Genomic DNA, 22,444 nt, shown 5'->3' with positions numbered 1-22,444 from the left:
TTAGCTCATAACAGCATCATTTCCTATTAAAAAAAAATTAAATCAATGATAATCATATAACCCCTGTCTGGTATCCTTATCCATCTCCCGATTTATCATTTCGTCATAAAGATCATGCTTAATCGCTTTCAGACCTTCGTCACTTATTTTCTTGTTCTTGATAGCCAAAAGAGCAGTAAGAACAATCACTGAAAATGGATTTTCATTAGCTCGCAATACCGACTCTTCCTGATCCATGATCTTGTAACTGTTAAAATCGTAGCGCAATGATGTGCCCATAAATTCTTGCCGATACACCACTGGCCGGTAGCCTCCATTTTCATCTGCCAAAATAGCTATAGCCGTAATAGGAACTTTGTAACGATCCCATATACGATAGAAATATCGGAACATCCGCTCAGCTAAATCACCATCTCCCTTGCGGCTTTGTATCTCCACATGGCACAGCACAAACTGTTCGTTGCCATTCTTTAAAAAGACCTTTACAAGCTTATCGACATAACGGACTCCCTTTCCGTTACCTTCGGGGGGAAATAATTGCTCAAACTCTTTATCAAGATAATCAAAGCGTCTGCTCAAATCAAAAACAGCATCTGCATCTGGAAAGATAAATTGTAGAAAATGCGAAAATGTTTGTTCCAAAATAGATTTCCATAAGGGATCATCTACACGCCTTCTTCTTGGACTCATAATTATTTATCAATTGGTTAACAACACAAAGATATGAAATAGCAGAATAAAATACTAATTAAATTAGCATTTTAAAAAGGACAATTCAATTATACAAATCCACACTTAATTACTAAAGCACTTTGAAACCAATTACTTATATCGTACTTTTGAGACTAACTAACGGGATAAATAAACATATGCAAGCAAAAATAAGATCTTTCCTATGCTATTTTAGTGTACTGCTAATAAATTTCCAATTTAATATAGCCACTGCCCAATCCCTGCAACTGGACACGTCCTCTCAAGAGGAGTACCAATTCAATATCAAGAAAACAGAGGAAGATGGTTTTTTGACAAGTTTTTATGAAGCGGTCAGCAGGGATGACCAATCCAAACCTTTCGAAATTATCATTACAGAAACCGCCAAACAGCTAATGAACATCGATGGGGTATGTGAAAATATTAAAAAGACACTAAATAACCTCGGCCCTGATAATAACTTAAAATTATTGAAAGAGAAAAGCAACAATGGCGAGAAACGTCAGCTGTATAAGGTTGCCTCCAAATCATCGACTTTACTTTTTTTAATGCGCGAGTATAAAGACTCTTTTACAATGATCGAAGCGGAGTTCCCAAACGAAGAACTCCAAAAAGTTTCCATCGAGAAGTGGCAAACTATTTTTTGGCATGCCAAGAATTGAAGTCGAAGCTTCTTCCAAAAACTAATTCTACCATCAGGATCCATCAATATACAACTCGGAATTCCGTTAGTTTAAATAATTCGCGTAATGCCCTATATTCATATAAATTCCTTTACGTTGGCTATTTAAGACTTCATAATAGACATGACGACTAAATAGTATCGAATACTCAAATTATTTGAAAAAGGTTAAAAATCCATCCTGTACCAAAATAGCCGAATCATTTAGGTCTAAGCGAGCTATAAAGTACGAAATACCTACTATTAAGCCTTATCGTAAAAACAGAAGATTAGAAAACCATGCGGCGCTGCCCGTCTGGGTAGGGCTTTTCACATTAAAATGACTCTCACAAATTATTTAGCCATCGGCTCATTATTGGTTCTTATCGAATCATATCGGCTCATTCTTTTATGGATTAAGCAAAAAAAGTGCGGAGATTCCCTAATTAATAAACTGACAATCAGTAAATTATATTACAAAACATAGATGTCTCCGACACAGATGTCGGGGACATCCCCAAACAAAAGATACAATATTAGAAATATGACTGAAACACAAATAAAGAACCAGCGTTTATAAGTCTTACCAAAGTGAAGCTGTTGGCAGGTCATAAAAAGTGGTATCTTTTTCTTCCTGCCACGGTGCCTGGTGAAATTGCCAGCATTCTTCTACCTTGTCAAATCTTTTTCCTATGCTCATTTCTCCCCATTGATAACCTACTTTGTATTCTTTTCCATTGCTGGTTAAGGTTCCAAAAATTGTAGGATAAGAGAAACCCGATACCCCATTGGTGTATTGAATGGCTTTTTCAAACTTCAATATAGTTTCTTCCGGAAACCTGATGATCTCTTCCAAATCACCCATCGCTTTTTGTTCTTCGGCATATTGCCATTTCGGATGCAGGCTATCCAACAGCACATAAGGGTAATCACTGTTATGGTTCATTTCTACCTTATCCTTAAACAGAACCGTTTCTTTGTTAAGCGTCACCGTTTTCCCTATCCATTCTTTGAACGGCTCATACTTGTTGATGCTGGTAGATTTGGTTTTTACGGTTGCAAAAATGATAAAAACCAAAAGCACGATACCACCGATAATAACTAATGCAATGATACCCATTATTTTTTTCGTAGACATTTTACTTCTTCTCTGATATATATACTTCCGTCAATCCATCGGCAGATTTAAAGCGAATATTATACCCGGTTTGTTCCGACAATTGCAGAGCAGGAAACGTTTCTGTTTCGTAATCACCGCTGTTCAGTTGTTCTTTAGGTTTGCTGGTTTTGCTCATTTCCGTGCTTTTGGCAAGATAAAAATCCGAACCTTCAACCTTTATAATTTTGAACCATCCAAACCCTATTTCTGCTCCGATAGGCCTTCCTTTTTCTTTATACTTTTCAAAATGCCCAAAATAGATATCGCCCACCACTGGTGCTTTTTCCATCGCAACGGCTTCTACAGATTTTGGCAGAGGGGGTTTTAATTCCTGATAAACGATCAATCCCATCGTTGCGATCATTAATGCTACGAAGATCCATCCTACAATAGTCAGTTTAAAGATAAAAGGAGGCAGAGGTGCTTCCGCTACTTTTTGTCTGGCGAATGCTTTCATTTCGGGTGTCCAGTAGCGGGCCGTTATTTTTTTCCGCTCCAGATCGTCCCAAAATTCACCGTAGGCTTTTTTGGAATAAACGTTAAAAATTGCCGTTCTCGACTGCGTACGGTAAATGCCCAGTACCATTGGGTTAGTCGGATTTTTAGGGTTATGCAGACCATCGGTACGATGGACTGCCTGTTCAATTTTATTGATTACAAAAAACATATTGATTCTTATTTATGGTTCTAAAATTTCAAATACAAGTGTGCATCCCTCCACTGAAATAAGATCGTGACCTTCTTTTTCATCCAACGGTACCAGATAAAGTTTCCGTTCGGTTTTATTGAAATGGTAACGATAATAATAGCGATCTTCCATTTTAAAAATGGCAAATGACGGACGTTGTTTTTCATCGATTTTAAGAGATATCAATCTTTTGTTTTCGTCGATCTCAAAAGCGCCTTTCTTTTCTCCGTTGATCAAAATATCGTTTTGAACAAATGCTATCGTTTCATTGTGATCAACATTCATATATTTACGTTCCATCGGGTGGAATTCCTGCTTCATCTTCCAATGGTAATCGGTGAACTTTTTAGCATTGGAACTCGGGGAATGCTGAGTCATTTCATCCTCTATCTGAGTGAGCAAAGGCCATACATCTTGCGAAATCAATTGATCTCTGGGTTCCAGCCAATACACCCGATGGGCTTGCATATTCTTTTTTATAAATGTCTGCTCAGGCAAATGCTCATCAAAACAGATGAACTGGTAATGTTTGCCATCACTGTTTCGGATGGTCATTTCATAGTAATCGGTTTCCAAAAAATCTTTTAGAACAAAAGCATTTTTCCTAGCGGGTCCCAAGAATACATCAAGTGATGTGAAATTGTAGGAAGGATTGTCACTATCGAGACTGCGGAAAGTCTGTGGCGTTCCGTTTTCCAGTACAAATTCCCTGATTTTTTGAAACAGCGAAGGCCTGAAAATGGACGATGCATCCGTATAATCGTATTGTTGTATTTCCTTTCCTAAATGACTTATGATGGCGTTTAAACCGTTCAATGTCCCTTCAAAATAGTTGTCGTATTTAAATTTCGGTATAAAATATTCGTCAATGATTTTTTTTGTGGCTACATCGCTCATTATTTTCTCTATACCGTAACCGTTCTCGATACGCATTTGGCGGAGTTGTTTGGATATAGCGATAACTATCCCATTATTTTTTCCGTATTCACCTTGGGCATATCCTGTCAAATTGTTAAATACGTATTGGTCAAAATGCGCTTTGTCGGTATGGCGTCCATCAATAGTGACAATGGCTATATCTGCTATTGCATTTTTCCAGCAGATATTAATGATACTATCCAATATTTGTATATCTTTTTCAGTAAAAATCTTTTCGTAATCAATAATACGCACTCTCTTGACTAAAAACTGTTGGTTTTCGGGAGCAGTTTGACCGAAAGTATTCGATATTAAACAATGGAACAATATGATTAAAAGATAACGCATTTATTATTGATTTAAAGGAGAGGGTATGTGATAAATACTAAGATGATCATTACCTGCACTTAATTTTACTGTATTGCTGATCCATCCTGTTAATTCTTCGGTACAATGAACATGGAATGTAATTCCATTGGTTGGGAAGTATTTGTCAGGTAGTTGATTTCCTTTGTAAAATGCTCAGTTATCAATGAAATTAAATTTATCTTCGAATAATTTACCGATTAACGGCAAAGGTTTTTTCACTTCGTTGGCTGCTGTTATAATACCCAACACCATAAGTATAAGAAAAACCAAACCAATTATACCTATCAAAAATGCAAGTGCTGGTACAATATACAATAGTATTCCTGCACCAAGGTTAATAACAGCAGCAGTGATGAATAATCCTAAACCTTGCTTTAAATGATACTTACTAAAATCGTTTCGCTCATCTTTTCCCATAAAAAAAGCTATGAGCCATAAAATGCCTAGATAACTTAAAATAGACTGTACTTTCGGTGTCATAATTCTTCAATTTTGTCGTAAAACAAAAATCGGAAGTATCTTAAGAATTGACAATCCATTTTAGTTAACAAACCATCTACGACTTTTCAAAGTGTATATACAAAGTATCTACAAGCAATTTATCTATCTTATTTTCAGTATATTGAAAATAAAATCACCACAAAGTTTAATGTTATCTGATTCGGATGCCATACAATTTTTTTATTACTTTGTAAGAGTATGTATATTGAAATTATATGAGATTTAAGCATATTTTATATTTAATATTTGCTCTTCTGGCATGTTTAAGGCTTCGTGCTCAGCACATCCATTCCAATACCCAAAAAATTCTGGATCAGCTGGATCAGCTTCAGTTGCACAACCAGCAAAAAGAAGCTATTAAAATTTTAGATTCCGGTATTAAGTCCACAACATCACCCGCTGATTTAGCCTATCTCTATGCATACCAAAGTAGCATATATACTTCGATGGATAGTCTTTTACTTTCGAAAAGACTCACTGATTTAAGCTTGGAAAATGCAGAGAAGTCGAAGAAAAAAACATCTTTAGCAGTGGCGTACAGAGCTAAAGCCTTCCTGAATAATACCCTTAATTTACCAGATGCGGTTGTAAAGGATGCTCTTTATGGACTAAAACAGGTAGAAAAAAATGAGGACGATCTGTCCACTAAATACCATCTGAATTATCTGCTGTATGGTGCGTACAGCAGATGGGACGACAGCGAAAAGATGGAACATTATATACATCAGGCTCAATACTGTGCTATCAAAGCAAACAACATCAACTTACAGACGAATGTAAACAACGGTATTTCAAGTATGTATCTGGCTCGGTACAAAAAAAGTAAAGAGCGAAATCTTTTGGACAGCAGTTACCATTATCTGAATAAATCTTTTAATCTGCTGGAAAAGCAGCCGGATAGACTGAGCATTAATACATACGTGATTACGTGTATTAATCTGGCAAATTATTATTTAGAGCATTCGGCTGAAGCATTGATGTATAGAGAGCAGAAAGCATTTGACTACCTTAAACTTGCAGAACAAAAACTGGATAATAGCGAAGCTTTTGCCGACAAATGGGGTAATATATTTGGTATTAAAAGTGGATTTGCCAAGCAAAAAGAAGATTGGGGACTTGCCGAACAATATCTTTTACAAGGGCTTAGCAGGTTAATGAATTCCAGTGGGAATCATTTTAGGTTAGAATATGCCATTAACCGGGATTTAGCAGATATTGCCTTAAAAAAACAAGCTTATAAATCGGCATTGACGTATCAGCAACGGGCAGAAGATCTATTAAAAAAATCGTTCAATGAACAACAGCTTTTCAACGCACAGAAATTAGAAGTGCAGTATGAAACCGAAAAAAAAGACCGTGAACTGGAACTTTTGACCGAACGAGAAAATTTCAGGAAACGGCAAAATTACCTCTACGGAGGAATTGCGATTGCGCTGTTATTCGGACTCCTGTTTATGTTTGTATCTTATCATTTCCGCTTACGATATTCCGTAGAACGTGAAAAGCAATTGGCTCAGGAAAAAGAAGATCAGGCACAGCAGGCTGCGATGCAGCTTAAGTTTGAAAAAGAAGAACAAGCGAGGTTGACAGCTGAACAGGAATTACTGGACTTAAGAAGACTACAATTGGAAAAAGAAGCTTTGGCAAATTCCCTGATAATTGACAGAAAAAACGACACACTTAAACAGATTCAGGATAAAATAGATAGTGGTGAAGCAAAATATATTCAAAAGCTTATAAAAGAAGAAATGCTCCTGCAGACGGATTATGAAGACATCAAAATGCAGATACAGGAGCTACATCCCAATTTCTTTAACCGGTTGAATGAAAAAGCGATTCACAAACTAACACCGCTTGATCTGAAATACTGTACCTATCTCTATCTAAAAATGAGCACTAAGCAGATTGCACAGGCACTGCACGTTGAACCACAAAGTGTTCGTATGTTTAAATACCGACTGAAACAGAAATTTGGATTAGGGAAAGAGGATGATTTGGAGAATTTTTTGGAGAGGTAGGTTGGGCAATATCAATCTCTACAATGGCGCAAAGCAACTTAATGGGGCAAAATCAGTCTACGACAAGGTAAAAACAGAGGGAAAAGTTTCTTGATTTACTGGAAAAATATCAGCTAAGGCTTGAAGATATTTTAGAATAGAGTGTTGCACAATTAACGATAAGATTTTTTAATAACATAATTAATATTTAAAATTGTTCCTCTTTTATCGGCGGTAAAAGAGGGTTTTTTGTTGGCGGAATTTAGGAAAATACTTTTCCCTTTGCTGTCTTTTTATTGTTTCGGATAAAAAAAATTCTTATTTTAGGTAATCACGTTTTTTTCATTTTACCAATGGATGAATTGAAAGCTATGCAAATTGAGGAAATTGAATCTTTTTTGAATGAAGCCCAACAGGGGCTTAAAGCCATAAAAACGGGCGACAGGCTATTTGAACTGTACATGGAACTGACCATCATCAGATCCGAGCTGCACCGGCTGGCCCATTTCTGCGTGGATGATTACGAACGTAAGCAGCTTTTCTCCTTGATCGATCAGTCAAGTGCAATACAGGTGCTGACGGAAAAACAGATCGATGACTATTTTCAGAGCAGAAGTGACAACCTGAAGTATGACTTTGAGGTAGAAAAGCGATACATGCGACAGACACTTCAAACGCACATGAATGAAGCCATCCTCTTCAGGGAATTCAGCAAGAAACTGCTTTCCAATGAACAGTATTCGCGAATCAACAGTCTTTCCATGCGCTGCCGCCAGCTGAACATGAAGGTAAGTGATTACATTAAGAAAAATGGTCTGACCGAAAACTGAACCCGAATATGAAAAAAGAACAGTTATTGCTGCTGAAAAAGGAAATCCTCGAGGGAAGAGATTCCGAAAGACTTTTGGAGCTGGATATCAACCTTAAGCAGCTCATCAGTATTTTGGATTACCGGATTAGGGAGAAAACCGGAAATGAGTATACCGAAGGGGAAATAGGGGAATTCAGGAGCTCGGTCGCTATCGCAAGGTCGTACCTGAGGGTGATCGGATGGAAGCTGGAAAACTTCAGATTGGAAAGAGAAAAAGAGCGGATCGATGCCATAACAGAAAATAAACGGGTTATATTGGAGATCTTTGAATCCGGAATGGAATCAGTTCTTAACAGCCCATCGGACACAGAAGAACTCCGCGCCGATAATATTGCATTGAGAGATCAGCTTTCCCGAAAAGAGAAGGAGATCACTGCCCTCGAAAAAAGGGTAAAGATAATCGCGCGTGAGGTTGTCGGCATCCTTGAAAAGACAAAGCGGGAATAATCAATGAAATTATACCGTCCCTATTTAATATACCTCATGTCAGGAAAAATCCTTAAAATTGCCTTGTTGTAATAGCCGAATTGAAAAGCCTTTTGAAATTATTCAGAACACCGAAACGTATTCCAGAGTCCGTCTAACTTTGACCATACTGGGACAGATCTCTTTTGCTGCGGAAACTGATGAAAAATACTTTTTACCCAGATGATACAGATGTGGTACATTTCTTACCTAAATTGGTAGACCGCGAACGAAGCTGGTAAACTTTTTACCAAGATGGCACAGAGCTGGTACATTTCTTACCTAAATTGGCCGACCGCGAACGAAGCTGGTAAACTTTTTACCGAGATGATACAGAGCTGGTACATTTCTTACCTAAATTGGCCGACCGCGAACGAAGCTGGTAAACTTTTTACCGAGATGATATAGAGCTGGTACATTTCTTACCTAAATTGGCCGACCGCGAGCGAAGCTGGTAAACTTTTTACCAAGATAGCACAGAGCTGGTATATTTCTTACCAAAATGGCCGACCGCGAGCGAAGCTGGTAAACTTTTTACCAAGATGGCACAGAGCTGGTACATTTTTTACCTAAATTGGCCGACCGCGAACGAAGCTGGTAAACTTTTTACCAAGATGATACAGATAGGTGCATATCACTGGAATATGCAATTAGAGGATGCCAATTAAAAAACGCTAATATCTGGCGGACCAAACAAAAAGCCATTCCCTTGCGGAAATGGCTTACAATAAATATGTAAAGACTTCTGACAGGCCAATACAATATACGCAAAAATATTGTCCATGACAAGGAGCTCTTCTTCGCTATGATCGAAGATCTGATAACTCAGATAACGGAACTCCAACGAAGTTCGGAACATCGAATAGCCGTATACAGCTGGACGCCGCTGGCCACGGTCGCCCGTAAAAATAGCTATAGTCTCCACTGGAACACGATAACGGTCCAATAGACGATAATGGTACTGAAATATCCGATGTAAAAACCCCGCATCATTACCGCCCTCTATTTCCGTATGCACCAAAATCCATTTTTCCGTACAATCCGTAAAAATACTTTGACTAATAGATCCGCCATGCAGATTCAACCTCACGATGCCCCCCTTGCATTTGGCTAACATTTCCAACTGTAATGGCATGTTCGGGACTTACACCCTAGAGTTATCGCGCATGCTGGGCGCAAAATAAAAAATGCGAAGTTCATTCGAACCTCGCACTTTTATATAACTTAGACACTAGGTATGACAGTCCCTCAATACACAGAACAGATGCTTTTTTACTACAATATTGCCCCATTGAGGCCATGTATCCTTTGAGTCTAGAAAAACTAAAGAGCGATAGTTTTTCAAAATGTCTTTAAGAGAAACAGAACAATTATTAAATAGGCCTTCAAAGCTATACGCAATGCCCTTAGCGCTTTAGAGATATGATATTCGACGCTTTTAGTTGAGATATCTAATCTCAGAGCTATTTCTTGATAGGATAAATTGACTTCACGATTTAGTATAAAGATTTCTTTTGTTTGAACCCCTTGTTCTTCAAGAGTGTGATACAATATTGTATAAATTTCATTGGTACAAAGAAATGATATAGGTGTTTGATCTAAAGTTTCGATATGAAGATCCAACTCCAAAATATTTTCTGTAGAGGCCTCTTTTCGAACAGCTAACCGACGTTTTTTTCTGATTTCATTCCATAGTAAATATTTTAGACTCGCTACCAAATAAGCTTTTAGATTTGTAAAGTCCTCAAGCTCACTTTTCTTATTCCAAAAAAGGATAAAAACTTCTTGAATTATATTTTTTACTTCTTCTTCGTTTTTCAGGTAGGACATAGCATAACGATAGAGTCCAGGATAATGTTCTTGATAAACCTCCTTAAATGCTTTCTGAGAACCTGTTTTTAAATATCTTATGTCAATATACTTTTCCATTAGAAAGGAATATGATTGATTATCTGATTTTAAAAGTTGTCATTACAGCTGCATGATCGGAAGGCCATACATCATCAATCTCAGGCGCGGTGCGGATAATTTTTGAAGAAATCGGATCAATTCCCAACGGTGAATAATAAATAAAATCTATCCTTGATGTCTGTAAGTGCCCATAGATAACCGCGAAAGTTCCTTCCGGCCGAGCAACCTCATCTTTGTTCACTTCTCTAAAGCTATCTATAAAACCATTCTGCAACATAAAATTAGAAACAGGAAAATCGATTTTGCCGTAACCATAATGAAGAAATGCAGCTCTTTCAGTCCAATCTAAATGACTAAAGGAATTAAAATCTCCTGCTATTATCACAGACATTTCATCTGTCAAATATGGTTTAATATCATTGTTAATAATTGATGCAACATCTTTCATGGCTAAAATGGAATCTTGTGTGATCCATAACTTAGTATTTTGTCCTTTTTGGGGGAAAGATGCTGTATATTCAGGATCGTTAGCATAACGTAACCAACATGAATTCACCAAAATTTTTCTATCGTTAGGCAAAGTGATTATTGATGGATTGGATGAAAAGGTAGCTGTAGAGGGAAGCTCTTGGATAGGATAACGACTAAAAAGAGCAAGATTGTCTGAAGATGAATGTGTTTGCAGATTGAATTTCAGCGCGTCAGCAATTGTATCTTGACTACCATATGCCTCCTGCATTGTGATCATGTCGGCATTCGTCTTTTTTATCAATTCTATAACTCGACCAACACCCACATTACCTAAATGACGTCCCCCATGCCAAATATTCCAACTTAATAATCGAACTATATCATTACTATTTTCGCTACTTTCCGTAATGGTTTTTAAGGTTAAATCCGTACTATACTGTGGAATGAACTTATCTTTATCGATAGTTATCGAAGGAATTTTTATTTTTATTTTATTTTTCAAACTAGCCATGTCTGAAATATCCGCAGTCAATAGTATATAATTTACACCCTCAGTTAGTTCAATATCTTCACCTTCTAAGTTTATATGCCGCTGCGGAGGGATATCTTTTGCATAAATACTCTGCTTGATCAGCGAGCGTGCTTTTTTGCCATTATAATAAAGATTTAAAGCCTTAATGTCGGATAGATTGGAGCAACTTGTCAAATCTAACTTAAGTCCATTCATGTGGATTGCACCTTGATTTCCCGTAATAATAATCCTTAGCTTCAAAATAGCGTCACCAACTGCCCCCCTATCCACATCCCACTCACTATCGACTACAACAGCGTTAAAAAATTCTTTCTTTTTTTTGTTTTCCTGCCAATAAGGATTGTTCGACTCTATCGTATAGGCTAACGGGGTTTGATTTTTATAATCAATTCGTCCATTTCGAATATGATAGGCTTGCTGGCCCTTACCTACCCAATTAACAGTCGATTCTTTAAGTTCTTCATCAAAAGGAAAATAGACCTTGAGATTATAAAAAAATTGGTGTTGTCGATCGATCGATTTGTTCCTCCATTTTGCAATAACGTGCCTAGGAAGTGATGTATCCCAAATACGCACTTCATCAACGTAACCACAAAAAGCAGAATCTTCAGTTTCAAGTATACCTATACTACCCACTAGTATCGGGCTAGCAAAAATGGTAGAATCAACTATTTTGCCGTCAAGGAACAGGGTGGTTATCTTACCATCGCAGGATAATGCAGCATGGTGCCATTGGTCATCTATTATAACATCAGACCATAAATTGGCACGCTCATTATGCAATTTACCATTTTTGATTACCAAAGGTTGATTATCAACCCCTGCGAAACTGCTGTATTCCCCGCCACCGATCAGCACCTCTGTTTCTTTCCAAACAGTATCGTTTCCTTTAAACCATATTTCCATTGTCCATTCGCCCTGCATAATCCCCAAACCAAATGTAACACGGTTATTGTGCCCATCCAGACACAACATCCTATTAGTAGACCCGAAACTATCGAGTCTACTCAAGGAAAAAAAAACAACAATGAATAGGATTATTTTTTTTTTATACATGTTTTCATTTATTTTAGTATCCACATACTGTTGTTGATGTTATCAACTCCCCCCCATTGTCGATCCAATGCTATACTCATTTCTTTCTTATTGTAATTGATTTCTGATTGTGGATATAACCATCTCGAAGGGATCTTATTTTTCACTTCATTCAGATTGGTTTCGGGATTGATAGGTAACTTTGGATACCCAGTCCTACGATACTCAAAATAGGAGTCCCATGATAAATGGAAAAATGACGCAATATAGGATTGAAGGATAATTTGTTCTATGTGTTCATCTAAGGTTCCGTTACTGTTGTATATAACTTTTGGATTTTTCAGATAACTGTCAATGTATTCATCCGATATTGTCATTCCTTGCGTATACTCTATTTTATTTGGAACCGTGGTACGAACAAAATCAAAGGAGGCTCTGATTCCCTCTTCATAATAACTTTTTGGATCACCAGTTATCCACTCTCGTTCTGCCGCTTCGGCCAAAATAAAGTTCATATCTGCGTATCCTAAACGGATAAAAGGTACTCCTTCAAAACTCGTCCGATAAACATCATTAACTCTATTGAACATTTTTATTGATATTTTGTTATAGATGCTAGCTGATGGATCCGACGGGTCTACCCCATTATAAGCATTCCAATCATTCCGCTCCAACAACGTTCCCCCAGGAATTAAATAATCCTTTTCAGTAACTGCTTGCATAGGTGCAAAATAATAGAAAAGCCGATAATCACTTCTTTCTTTGAGGGGCTGGATCATGGTGATCGTTGCGGCATAGGTATTTATAGCCCGCCATTTGCTCTCATGCATTGGGTTTTCTTGACCTTGAATACTTGAGAATACAACCTGGAGATTATCCGCATTACTTGAAAAAAGTGGATGCTTACCTACTATTTCGGCAAATTGATTTTTAATTTTTAATGCCTCGGTATCATCAGCTCTCTTTTGAAGAGACATCAATACTTTTAGCCGCAAAACATTGGTTGCTTTTCTCCATAATGTAGGGGAACCTTTGTAAAAAGGATCACCTTCAAAATTATCTGCTCGCTCAAAATAATTTTCAGCCAAGGTTAGGTCCGCTAATATACCTTCAAATACCTTTTTTTGTTCGTCATATTTTGGATACCTATATTTTTCGATATCAAGAGCCTCACTATAAGGAATATCTCCCATCTCAAGTGTATGACGATAAAATGTCCAGGCTTTTAAGAAGTAAAACACACCAGTATATGCCGGCAAATCTTTTTCAGAAGATAGTTCAACCATTTTTTTTGCATTCGTCAATCGCTCTATCATTCCGAAGCTCCCTTTACCTAAATTATTATATTGATAGCTATCAATACCTTCGCCCGAAAGAATTTTTTTTGATAAGAATTCACTATTCCATGGGCTTGACGGCAGTATATTATCTAAAATAATTTGCGTGCATAACATTGCGGAAGTCACTGTTGTAGGTTTATTAGGATCTGTATTGAGATCATCAAAGTTGGATGTACAGCCAACTAGGCCAAAAAGGACCATGAAAAGGATAAAGCTATATTTTGTTTTTATTAGATTCTTCATAAATAGTGTATTAAAATTAAAAGCTAAGCTGAAAATTCATCCCTATATACCTTTGAGATGGTGAGTTAAGATTTTCATATCCAGAAGCATCCGCTCCTTTATCAGGATCTGACATTTTAAACTCCTTCGTCCACAAGAATAGGTTTTGCCCTGTTATTCCTACAGAAGCTTTTTGTAGACCTAACTTTCTAGAAAGTTGAGGGGAAAGAGCATATGAGATAGATATGTTTCTTAATTTAAAAAAAGTTTCATCGAATACATTTTGCCATTTAGGTTTACTTGCACCATCATTATAACGTAGTACATAGGCCTGATATGAAACCGGAACGTCGTTAGGAGCATACTTCCTATTATCTTCTAATATATTACCCTCTGCGTCTCTTTTTACGTCACCTGAAATCACTTTTACACCACTACCAATATAATTTGTCTTACCATCAACAACCTCATCATACCTCCATTTTGTATCTGTATCGATGTGTGATCCTGAACTAAACATCGTCTGAACAGTACGGGAAAATGCCATGCCGCCAATGCGCCCATCAAACGAAAAATTCAGTGTAAGTTGTTTATAACGCAACGTATTTGTGATACCCCACACTAAATCTGGTCGAATATTTCCTCTCTTAGACAGAAAAGACTGTTGTATAGGCATACCTCCTGAATGAATAACATTTCCATCAGGATCACGTTCCCAATCATATAACTCAAACCAATCAACACGAGCTCCTTCCTTGATCCACGCCCTATTAGTTGAGTGGGCAGGGTCCAGCTTTTTATATTTATAGACATCACGAGACCAATTTGTAAGAATATCCCACTTAAAATTTTTTGTCTCTATGGGACTTCCTCCAATCGTTAGTTCGAATCCATTTCTCACTAACTGCTCTTTGGAATTCGTCTGTATTGAAGCAAAACCAGTGGATTGACTGACACCACCGTTGATTATAAAATCAGATTCTAATTTTCTGAAATAAGCAAAATCGGTATACAGTCTATTTTTCAAAAAATTACCGGCGGTACCAAACTCCATTGTTGTAGATTTTTCTGGAAAAATATCTTGACCAATAACGGAATTAGGAAAACTCGCCGCACCCAGCCCGTTCCACCTATTGATTTTTACATCATATACATTGTTATTGGCATATATACCTGCATCCTGTTTTGTCATGGTCCAGGAGCTTCTCACTTTCCAAAAATTCCAAAAAGAAGGAAGTTTGATAATCTCCGATAAAACTACACTACCAGCTACTGAAGGATAAAAATAGGAACGGTTATTTCGCATGAGTGTTGATGACCAATCATTTCTACCAGTAATATCAATAAAATATTTATTGTCCCATGATAATGACGATTTACCGTAAATGCTATTAATTTGCTTTCGTTTCAAGACATTTCGGTTGTTGGAATAGTCATAAGGTGTTTGTACCGGATCTACAGATGCCTGTATGGAATAGAATCCGGGGATAGTAATTCCCCCTGCTGTTTGAATAAATTGATTGTCCGAATTCAAATAGTTAAGATTACCTCCTATCAATAAGCTCAAATTGAATTTTCCCCAAGTTTTATCACCCATTAATATCGCGTCAGTATTTACATTGTAACCAGTGGTCGTACTCGTAGAAAAATATCCCCTTTTATCCCCTGAATAATTGGCACTCATCGCATTTCTATTTTGAAATTTATCAGAGTATGTATCTATTCCAGCCCTTAACATGGCCTTGAGCCATGGGCTAATGTCGTAAACTGCGTTAAAATAGGTATTTACTATCGTCTTATCCGTCGGTTTTATCACCTCATATGCCTTGAAATATGGATTATCATACCAATTCTTATCATACCAATTTTGCTGAATATTTTCTTTCCCTTTTATCCAGTAGTTATTTTTGTAGTCTCTAATATCATATTCTGTCCCCCCCCAAATTACCATATCATATATATAACTTGAGCTATAATATCCCGCCCCAGCATCGTTGGGCGAAATACGTTTATTTAAACTAGCTGCGGCATCCAATTTAAATTTCCCAAAGTTCATTTCTCCTCCGACATAGTAGTTGAAATTGTTAAGTTTTTGATTGGGGTACTGCCCTTTGTTGTATACATGTGTCAATGAGGATCGAAATGAACCATACTTGCCTTTTTGCGATACACTCACATTATTATTTGTAACCAAACTTGGTTCTAAAAAATTTTTAAAGTTTGATTTTCCTTTAGACACCAACTCTTGCTCCGTTTTTTCATAAAGGTAGGGGTCCCACATGACAGCTTTCCTTCCAATATCTAGCTTATCACCCCAAACATATCCACTGACATCATCATATTTACCAGCAAAACCATAGCTATATGATGATTGTGCTTTGGGAAATGCTAGGTGTCCGGCAAAAAACATCGTATTACTATTCACGCTGACGCTTATCCCTTCTGTTTTTCCACTCTTCTTGGTCGTGACCATAATTGCTCCGTTATTTCCCATCGATCCATAAAGTGCTGTTGCTGTTGGTCCTTTCAGTACGTTTATTGATTCAATATCATCTGAAGCTATATTGGACAAAGACATATTCTGAGTAGGAATACCATCGATAATTAACAATGTATTTTCACCCCTAAGTTTTATTGTTGCGTCTTGATTAAACTCCGTGGTATTCAATACGCTCAATCCAGCTATTTTACCAGTTAACATGGATGAGATATCAACACCTTTGACTGTGTTTAAACTTTCTCCTGTTACTTTTTGAGTAGCATAACCCAGTGCTTTTTCTGATCGTTTAATCCCTAAAGCAGTTACAACAATCTCATCTAATACAGCAGTGCTCTCAAGCAGCTGAATATTTAATAATGTATCTTTAAGAATTTTAATTTCTTGGCTTTCATAACCAACATAGCTAACGCGTATGATCGAATTAGGCTGTACGCGCAATGTAAAATGCCCTTTATCGTCTGTACTTGTACGATGTGAGGTCCCTATCTCCACAATACTCGCACCAACTACAGGAATACTAGAACTGTTCAAAATTGTCCCCTGAATAGTTGCTATTTGTTGTGGCCTCGCTACTTCTTTTGTCTTTTTTTCGCTTAAAATAGGAGAAATTACTATATTTTTATCCACCATTTTATACCCAACATTCATTTTACTAAATAATATATCCAATACTTCCGATACAGGTTTGTTGACAACTTTAATGTTTACTTTTCTATCAGCGGATATTGCTTTTTTATCATAGTAGAACAAATAGTCAGTTTGATTCTCAATATTGTTTAAGACATCTAATATTTTTGTTTGTTGATAGTTTAGGCTTACTTTTGATGATTGGAAAAGCAGGCGGCTCCTCGCTGAAACACAAAATATGGTTAAAATAAAAATCGTTACCAATATTTTCATGCGCAAGAATACGTTGAACATATTAGATCGCTCTGTTTTCTCTTTTATTAGAGATGACTTTTTCATAAAATTTATTAATTAATTTAAAATGACTTTTTAATCTTACCTGTCAGATATATATCTGTACATCCTTGTTTTTCGTTTACTTTGGCATAAAAATATCGCGTTTATTTATCTGATATAAATAGTGTCATTGTCGATACGATATAAAAAGCTTTTATCCGCATTCATGACATCAAGAATTTGTTTGATATTTAAAGTACTTTTAAATTTCCCCGTATATTTCGCTTGATTTAAATTTCGATTTTCAACCCTGACAACCAACCCCTTATATTTAGAAATACGATCTAGTATGTCAATTAAACGCATATCATGAAATGAAAACAGCCCTTTATCGCCCCAGAATGATGTAGAAGAACAGGAATCATTAATAAGCTTTATTGTCGTCTTTCCAAGTGACTTATTATATTGCAGAAGCTCTCCCGGTTTAATTGTTTGATACGAACTTTCTTTAGTTTTATTTTCTACCCGTACAGCTCCCTCCATCAATACGACTTCGAAAAAATTAGAGTTTTTATATGCATAAACGTTAAAAGTCGTACCGAGTACTTTAACATCATGACTTTCGGTCTTTACAATAAATGGGATTTTTTTCCCCTTTGTTACATGAAATTGTGCTTCGCCAACTAGACTTACGCTTCTTTCCTTATTTCCAAAATCGCTGGGATAGGTTAATTTACTATTCGGATTAAGTTTTACCTCAGTTCCATCAGGCAACTTAACATTAGTTTGACTATCTTTTATAGTCGTTATAGAGGTGTAGTTAATGGCTTTGGTCTCACTTTTGACAAAAAAAATAACGTATGCTGACAATGAAACAAGAAACACTATTGCTGCATATTTAATTACACCTCTAGTAAACCTCTTCCTACTACCAGCTAAGGTTCCATTATTTTCTATTTTTGTTAATAGATCGGCATAAGAATTCTCTATATCATTAGGTATAGAGAATTCAATATTTAATAAGCTAAGATCATAAATCTTTCTTACCTCTAAATAGTATTTGAAATTATCTGGAGATGCGTATATCCACTTTAAAATAGCCTTTTTGTCAACATCACACACTTTCCCCAAAATAAAACTCATTAATTTTTCTTCTGTCATTTATAAATAATATACATTGTTCTAATACATATATGTCATTTATCTGAGAAGACCCTAAACAAAAAATAAAAATAATATAAAAATATGCACAGCTCGTTAGGGCGAGATTACACTTGCATTAAGAATTAAAAATATAATATATGTTAAAGGGAAATAATCAGTTACCTCGTTGACGCGGCAATAAGTACAATACTTTTCATTACTAGATGTTTTTCGCAGGATGTTGCAGATAAATAATGGCCAGATTCAGCAGTAAAAAGGTGCAATTTAAAGGCAAATAAATATAGTCTGGACAGTTAAAAAGTTATTAACTGTCCAGATTTCTACATTAAAATTATTTGCTTAAAGAATGAGCTTGTGAAGTTACTCAGACAGCGCTTCAATAACCAATTGAGACGCCAAATAACTACTGTGCTGTTGTTGAGCCGTAATCAGTCTGCCGTCTCGTATGGCAAAAGGTTCCAATGCACCAGCAACTTCAAATGTCGTATTTGGATTTTTGCGAGCCTCGGTTTCAATAGTATATTCATTTACCTTCATCCCGAACATTTCGTTGATCATTTCCTCTTCACTGTCTGCAAAGCCAGTCCAACTCTTTCCATCAGCCAAAAGCCGTCCGTCACCTAGTCGTGTCCATAAAAGCAAAGACGTTCCATGACAGATCAAACATGTGATTTTACCGCTTTCATAAAAATCTGCAATAAGTTTATGCAATTTTATATCATCTTTAAATGTAATCAAGGGAGCTCCTCCACCAGCTACGCAAACAGCATCGTAATCGCTTATATTAATTTCAGCAATCGACTTTGTATTTTGCATCCACTTTCCGAATTCTTTGTGATGCACAAAACCAATACTTATTAAATCATTGGGATACGCCCCATCTGGATTCTCCGGGTTGCTATGTCCGTCAAATTTAACCTCACCACCATTCGGAGAGGCTACGTCCACATCATAGCCCGCATTAATAAAATCATAGAAAGGTCTTGTCATCTCCTCTGCAAAAAAGCCAACCTCCATGCCATGAAGGTTTGCGACATTTGAAACAAGACACAATATTTTTTTCTTAGGATAACGATGCTGTCCGTATCGTTTGACTACATTATTCTGGTTACTCATAGTTATGTTCTATATCAAGCAAAGGGTACGTTAACGCACCCTTTGTTAAAATTGTTAATTTATCTTGTGGTATATCCGCCGTTCGCAAAAATAGTTTGTCCGGTAATCCACCAACCATCAGTTACTAAAAACTCTACCAAGGGAGCAATATCCTTGATATCGGTAAGGCCACCCAAAGCCGAAGCAGATTTATGATATGCTACTGCATCAGCTGTTTCCTGACTGTAGAAGAATGGGGTATCCATAGGACCCGGCGCTACAGCCGTAACAGAAATCCCTCTGTCTCCAAATTCTTTTGAAGCTGCCCTGGTAAAATGTTCCACTGGTACCTTAGCCCCGGCATATGTTGAATATAATCCGGTATATGCCGCAAGCAAAGAAGTAACAATACTACAGATCTTACCATGGTCATTTATCTTTTTGCCGGCTTCCTGAAGAAAGAAATACGCCGATTTTGAATTAATTCCGAACATCGTATCATACTCATCTTCAGTAGTCTCCACAAACGGTTTTTTCAATACCATACCAACTGTATTAATAGCAATATCAATTCCTCCAAAAGTTTTTATAGCCTCGTCAAAAAATTTAGTAATGTTCTATACTTTGGTGAGATCTCCCTGAAATAAGAACGCTTGGGCCCCCAGGGCTTTCACCTCAGCCAAAGTTTTTTCACTCTCTTCTCGCGAAGATTCACTATTATAGTGAATGGCCAAATTGGCTCCTTTTGAAGCAAAGTCCCTGCTCAATAGACCCCAAGATTTTTGCCCCCTCCTGCAATAAGGACAGTTTTTCCCTCTAAATCATTGTATTTCATAATATTTTCTTTTTATGTAAAACAAATCTAATAAAACTGACGGAATATTCCGTCAGTTTTTTGGATAAAAAATATTAAACAATTATTGAATCCCAAGACATCTGAATGAACGTATCAACCATTTCTTCATTTATCTCCATTTTCTGATCCAACGCCTACAAAATCCAACCATTAATGATACTAAACGTAAAAAGACGAAGACGTCGAGCAAACAAAGGTTTACGCCTTGTTGCTGAAAAAAAACATCCACAAGTCTGTGAGATCTCCCCAGGTAAGAACGATAACTATCTTCTCATATATCTGCTACATTTACCTTGATGCTTCCGTACAGTATATTCAGTTTGCACTGCAACCTCATCCAGCAACTTAGGCCTTATATGTAGTTTCTGTACGTTAGACCGAGAATTTGCCTAGCGCTTCCTTCAGATTCCACCTCACGATGGACACCCTTGCATTCGGCGAACATTTCCAACTGTAAGTAAACCCATTTTCTTAAACTCCAATGTTATTGCAATGGCTTCCTCGCGCTTGCATTTTTCAATAACAGTTTTAAGCCCTTTTCTCGTTCCTGTCTTTTGATTGTTTTAATTACTACCATTTCAAATGTGCCTCCTGTCACTTGATAAAAAAGCTCATTATATGATCTTTACTGTATTTAGTATTTATGTTGAATTTTAGCGCGACATCTTTTGCATTTTGGCAGCCTTAGTTTGATTACCTAGTCCATAGACGTATAACTTGCATCAACGGCTAAGAATTCTTCACCATCTGGCGAGACATTGTACATTTTTATCTGAAGGCTATTATCGGTAGGTAATGGAATGTCAATGCGCCAACCCCAATCGGGATTATCGTGCACTTCATAAGAACCCCTTAAGGAAATATCTCCCCCCTCATTCATTGTACCATAGCAGTTCATGATCTTTCCACCCATGCCCCATGAATCAATCCATGATGCTGTAACTTCGGATTGTTCATTGTTGTTACCCACTAATAGTATCCCTTCCTGCGCAACTCCCTCATGATGCCAATCATAAGTAAATATCAGAAATTTGTTATTAGCAACGGCTTTTATAGCTAAGTTTGATATCGAATCAAAGTTAGGATCGGGCAACCAACTTAGGATCAACCGATGGTTGCCTTTCCAAAGCCCAATGTATTTATTTTTTACGTCTTTTAGCTTCATCGTTATTTCCGTTAATCTCCAAATAAGCTCCGGAGTATCGCTATTTTTGCTGCCGCATCACATTCCAAAAATTATAATCCAACATCGGTGCTTTTAAAACGCCCACATTGTGCCCAATAGTAACTATTTGCCCGCGATGATAGGTTGTGTGGATTAATAAATGCTGGAGGTACTCATACTTAGGAAAGTTTGACGAAAACCATTGGGATTCTATTAGATAGGGTTCGCTCATCGCTTCGATATTTTCTTTTACATAAGCTGCCAAAAGCTTTGCCTCATTGACCAAGTTGGCCATTTCGTTTTCAATATCCACTGTTGTGGCGATGTATTCAAAACTTGGCACTGGCGTTTCGCGGATCATCGAGGACCAGTATAATTGAGTATCACTAATATGTTTCAGTGTTTTTGCAATGCTACTAAAACTGGATAGACATTCCTTTTGTAACAATTCTTGGGGGTAGGTTTTCAGCCAAGCGACCAATTGCTCCGCAACCCAAATGTTGTATTCAACGCTGTTTGTCATTGATGTACTTAAACTCACGGCATTCTTATTTTTTAAATCAATAAAACTTACAAATTAGGATGAATTCTACTATGCTTTCAAGAAGAAGGACATTTCCCGAGAAAGATTGGTTATTTCTTCTATTAAATATAGCAAATATTCTAACTTAAAGTTCTACGAATTAGATATTTCCGCCAGCCAAATTGACAAGCCTCTCTGAAATTATTCCGAACGCCGAAAAGTATTCCAGAGTCCATCCAACTTTGACCATACTGGGGCAGATCTCTTTTGCTGCGGCCAGTGAATGCATACAACTAAAAATTTTGGCAGGCAAAATAGTTGTAATCATATCTATAATACAAGTGAAATTTAAAAAAGCTATAGACATAATTATAACTTTGGCCAACC

Annotated in this window: 20 protein-coding genes; 4 read left to right on the top strand and 16 right to left on the bottom strand. The window is 36.9% G+C overall.

Annotated elements, in window-relative coordinates:
* Window positions 1-42: 42 nt before the first annotated feature.
* Entirely contained in the window at window positions 43-690 is a 648-nt protein-coding gene (locus tag G6053_RS01320) for a hypothetical protein (protein ID WP_165305319.1), read from the bottom strand.
* A 179-nt stretch (window positions 691-869) separates the two neighbouring features.
* On the opposite strand from G6053_RS01320, the gene G6053_RS01315 reads away from it, so the two are divergent.
* Window positions 870-1,373, top strand: coding sequence for a hypothetical protein (locus G6053_RS01315; RefSeq protein ID WP_165305318.1), 504 nt, complete (start codon window positions 870-872; stop codon window positions 1,371-1,373).
* Between the two features lie 582 nt (window positions 1,374-1,955).
* Here G6053_RS01315 and G6053_RS01310 read toward each other — a convergent pair.
* The 4 genes from G6053_RS01310 to G6053_RS01295 form a co-directional block, all read right to left on the bottom strand.
* Entirely contained in the window at window positions 1,956-2,510 is a 555-nt protein-coding gene (locus G6053_RS01310) for a hypothetical protein (protein WP_165305317.1), read from the bottom strand.
* A gap of 1 nt (window position 2,511) precedes the next feature.
* Window positions 2,512-3,198, bottom strand: coding sequence for a hypothetical protein (locus G6053_RS01305; protein WP_165305316.1), 687 nt, complete (start codon window positions 3,196-3,198; stop codon window positions 2,512-2,514).
* 12 nt (window positions 3,199-3,210) lie between these two features.
* Window positions 3,211-4,485 carry a TPM domain-containing protein gene (locus G6053_RS01300; RefSeq protein ID WP_165305315.1) on the bottom strand — a complete coding sequence of 425 codons (1,275 nt, stop codon included), beginning with the start codon at window positions 4,483-4,485 and terminating at the stop codon, window positions 3,211-3,213.
* Window positions 4,486-4,659: 174 nt separating this feature from the next.
* Complete coding sequence (locus tag G6053_RS01295) at window positions 4,660-4,986, bottom strand: DUF4870 domain-containing protein (protein ID WP_165305314.1); 327 nt, start codon at window positions 4,984-4,986, stop codon at window positions 4,660-4,662.
* Window positions 4,987-5,222: 236 nt separating this feature from the next.
* Between G6053_RS01295 and G6053_RS01290 the strand changes: the two genes are divergently transcribed.
* The 3 genes from G6053_RS01290 to G6053_RS01280 all read left to right on the top strand — a co-directional run bounded on the left by G6053_RS01290 (window position 5,223) and on the right by G6053_RS01280 (window position 8,322).
* The gene (locus tag G6053_RS01290; protein ID WP_165305313.1) at window positions 5,223-7,025 is read left to right on the top strand and encodes a hypothetical protein; all 1,803 of its coding nucleotides are present in this window, start codon (window positions 5,223-5,225) and stop codon (window positions 7,023-7,025) included.
* A 332-nt stretch (window positions 7,026-7,357) separates the two neighbouring features.
* A complete protein-coding gene (locus G6053_RS01285; protein WP_165305312.1) occupies window positions 7,358-7,834 on the top strand; it encodes a hypothetical protein in 477 nt (158 codons plus the stop codon).
* Window positions 7,835-7,842: 8 nt separating this feature from the next.
* Entirely contained in the window at window positions 7,843-8,322 is a 480-nt protein-coding gene (locus G6053_RS01280; RefSeq protein WP_108635250.1) for a hypothetical protein, read from the top strand.
* Between the two features lie 682 nt (window positions 8,323-9,004).
* On the opposite strand, the gene G6053_RS01275 is transcribed toward G6053_RS01280, so the two are convergent.
* From G6053_RS01275 to G6053_RS01230, 11 genes are all read right to left on the bottom strand, one after another.
* A complete protein-coding gene (locus G6053_RS01275) occupies window positions 9,005-9,475 on the bottom strand; it encodes a hypothetical protein (RefSeq protein ID WP_165305311.1) in 471 nt (156 codons plus the stop codon).
* Window positions 9,476-9,681: 206 nt separating this feature from the next.
* Window positions 9,682-10,269: a sigma-70 family RNA polymerase sigma factor gene (locus tag G6053_RS01270; protein ID WP_165305310.1), complete on the bottom strand. Its 588-nt coding sequence runs from the start codon at window positions 10,267-10,269 to the stop codon at window positions 9,682-9,684.
* A gap of 19 nt (window positions 10,270-10,288) precedes the next feature.
* Complete coding sequence (locus G6053_RS01265) at window positions 10,289-12,310, bottom strand: endonuclease/exonuclease/phosphatase family protein (protein ID WP_165305309.1); 2,022 nt, start codon at window positions 12,308-12,310, stop codon at window positions 10,289-10,291.
* An 8-nt stretch (window positions 12,311-12,318) separates the two neighbouring features.
* Window positions 12,319-13,872 carry a SusD/RagB family nutrient-binding outer membrane lipoprotein gene (locus G6053_RS01260; RefSeq protein ID WP_206531851.1) on the bottom strand — a complete coding sequence of 518 codons (1,554 nt, stop codon included), beginning with the start codon at window positions 13,870-13,872 and terminating at the stop codon, window positions 12,319-12,321.
* A gap of 16 nt (window positions 13,873-13,888) precedes the next feature.
* Complete coding sequence (locus G6053_RS01255) at window positions 13,889-17,317, bottom strand: SusC/RagA family TonB-linked outer membrane protein (RefSeq protein WP_206531850.1); 3,429 nt, start codon at window positions 17,315-17,317, stop codon at window positions 13,889-13,891.
* 105 nt (window positions 17,318-17,422) lie between these two features.
* The gene (locus G6053_RS01250) at window positions 17,423-18,415 is read right to left on the bottom strand and encodes a FecR family protein (RefSeq protein ID WP_165305308.1); all 993 of its coding nucleotides are present in this window, start codon (window positions 18,413-18,415) and stop codon (window positions 17,423-17,425) included.
* Between the two features lie 363 nt (window positions 18,416-18,778).
* The gene (locus tag G6053_RS01245) at window positions 18,779-19,534 is read right to left on the bottom strand and encodes a type 1 glutamine amidotransferase domain-containing protein (RefSeq protein ID WP_165305307.1); all 756 of its coding nucleotides are present in this window, start codon (window positions 19,532-19,534) and stop codon (window positions 18,779-18,781) included.
* 59 nt (window positions 19,535-19,593) lie between these two features.
* Window positions 19,594-20,073, bottom strand: coding sequence for an SDR family oxidoreductase (locus G6053_RS30725; RefSeq protein ID WP_241255030.1), 480 nt, complete (start codon window positions 20,071-20,073; stop codon window positions 19,594-19,596).
* 57 nt (window positions 20,074-20,130) lie between these two features.
* Complete coding sequence (locus G6053_RS30720; RefSeq protein WP_241254895.1) at window positions 20,131-20,280, bottom strand: hypothetical protein; 150 nt, start codon at window positions 20,278-20,280, stop codon at window positions 20,131-20,133.
* Window positions 20,281-21,066: 786 nt separating this feature from the next.
* Entirely contained in the window at window positions 21,067-21,534 is a 468-nt protein-coding gene (locus G6053_RS01235; protein ID WP_165305306.1) for a DUF1579 family protein, read from the bottom strand.
* A gap of 40 nt (window positions 21,535-21,574) precedes the next feature.
* Window positions 21,575-22,075 carry a DinB family protein gene (locus G6053_RS01230; RefSeq protein ID WP_165305305.1) on the bottom strand — a complete coding sequence of 167 codons (501 nt, stop codon included), beginning with the start codon at window positions 22,073-22,075 and terminating at the stop codon, window positions 21,575-21,577.
* Window positions 22,076-22,444: the final 369 nt, after the last annotated feature.

Origin of the sequence: Sphingobacterium sp. DR205, assembly GCF_011064245.1 — a bacterium.
Lineage (GTDB): Bacteria > Bacteroidota > Bacteroidia > Sphingobacteriales > Sphingobacteriaceae > Sphingobacterium > Sphingobacterium athyrii.
This window is presented reverse-complemented; position numbering and strand designations above follow the sequence as displayed.

Bases quoted from the DNA above. Each gene is read 5' to 3' on its own strand.
- G6053_RS01305 (WP_165305316.1), bottom strand. From the start codon at position 3,198: ATGTTTTTTGTAATCAATAAAATTGAACAGGCAGTCCATCGTACCGAT.
- G6053_RS01260 (WP_206531851.1), bottom strand. From the start codon at position 13,872: ATGAAGAATCTAATAAAAACAAAATATAGCTTTATCCTTTTCATGGTC.
- G6053_RS01320 (WP_165305319.1), bottom strand. From the start codon at position 690: ATGAGTCCAAGAAGAAGGCGTGTAGATGATCCCTTATGGAAATCTATT.
- G6053_RS01235 (WP_165305306.1), bottom strand. From the start codon at position 21,534: ATGAAGCTAAAAGACGTAAAAAATAAATACATTGGGCTTTGGAAAGGC.
- G6053_RS01250 (WP_165305308.1), bottom strand. From the start codon at position 18,415: ATGACAGAAGAAAAATTAATGAGTTTTATTTTGGGGAAAGTGTGTGAT.
- G6053_RS01275 (WP_165305311.1), bottom strand. From the start codon at position 9,475: ATGCCATTACAGTTGGAAATGTTAGCCAAATGCAAGGGGGGCATCGTG.
- G6053_RS01295 (WP_165305314.1), bottom strand. From the start codon at position 4,986: ATGACACCGAAAGTACAGTCTATTTTAAGTTATCTAGGCATTTTATGG.
- G6053_RS01315 (WP_165305318.1), top strand. From the start codon at position 870: ATGCAAGCAAAAATAAGATCTTTCCTATGCTATTTTAGTGTACTGCTA.
- G6053_RS01310 (WP_165305317.1), bottom strand. From the start codon at position 2,510: ATGTCTACGAAAAAAATAATGGGTATCATTGCATTAGTTATTATCGGT.
- G6053_RS01300 (WP_165305315.1), bottom strand. From the start codon at position 4,485: ATGCGTTATCTTTTAATCATATTGTTCCATTGTTTAATATCGAATACT.
- G6053_RS01280 (WP_108635250.1), top strand. From the start codon at position 7,843: ATGAAAAAAGAACAGTTATTGCTGCTGAAAAAGGAAATCCTCGAGGGA.
- G6053_RS01270 (WP_165305310.1), bottom strand. From the start codon at position 10,269: ATGGAAAAGTATATTGACATAAGATATTTAAAAACAGGTTCTCAGAAA.
- G6053_RS01265 (WP_165305309.1), bottom strand. From the start codon at position 12,310: ATGTATAAAAAAAAAATAATCCTATTCATTGTTGTTTTTTTTTCCTTG.
- G6053_RS01245 (WP_165305307.1), bottom strand. From the start codon at position 19,534: ATGAGTAACCAGAATAATGTAGTCAAACGATACGGACAGCATCGTTAT.
- G6053_RS01285 (WP_165305312.1), top strand. From the start codon at position 7,358: ATGGATGAATTGAAAGCTATGCAAATTGAGGAAATTGAATCTTTTTTG.
- G6053_RS01290 (WP_165305313.1), top strand. From the start codon at position 5,223: ATGAGATTTAAGCATATTTTATATTTAATATTTGCTCTTCTGGCATGT.
- G6053_RS01255 (WP_206531850.1), bottom strand. From the start codon at position 17,317: ATGAAAAAGTCATCTCTAATAAAAGAGAAAACAGAGCGATCTAATATG.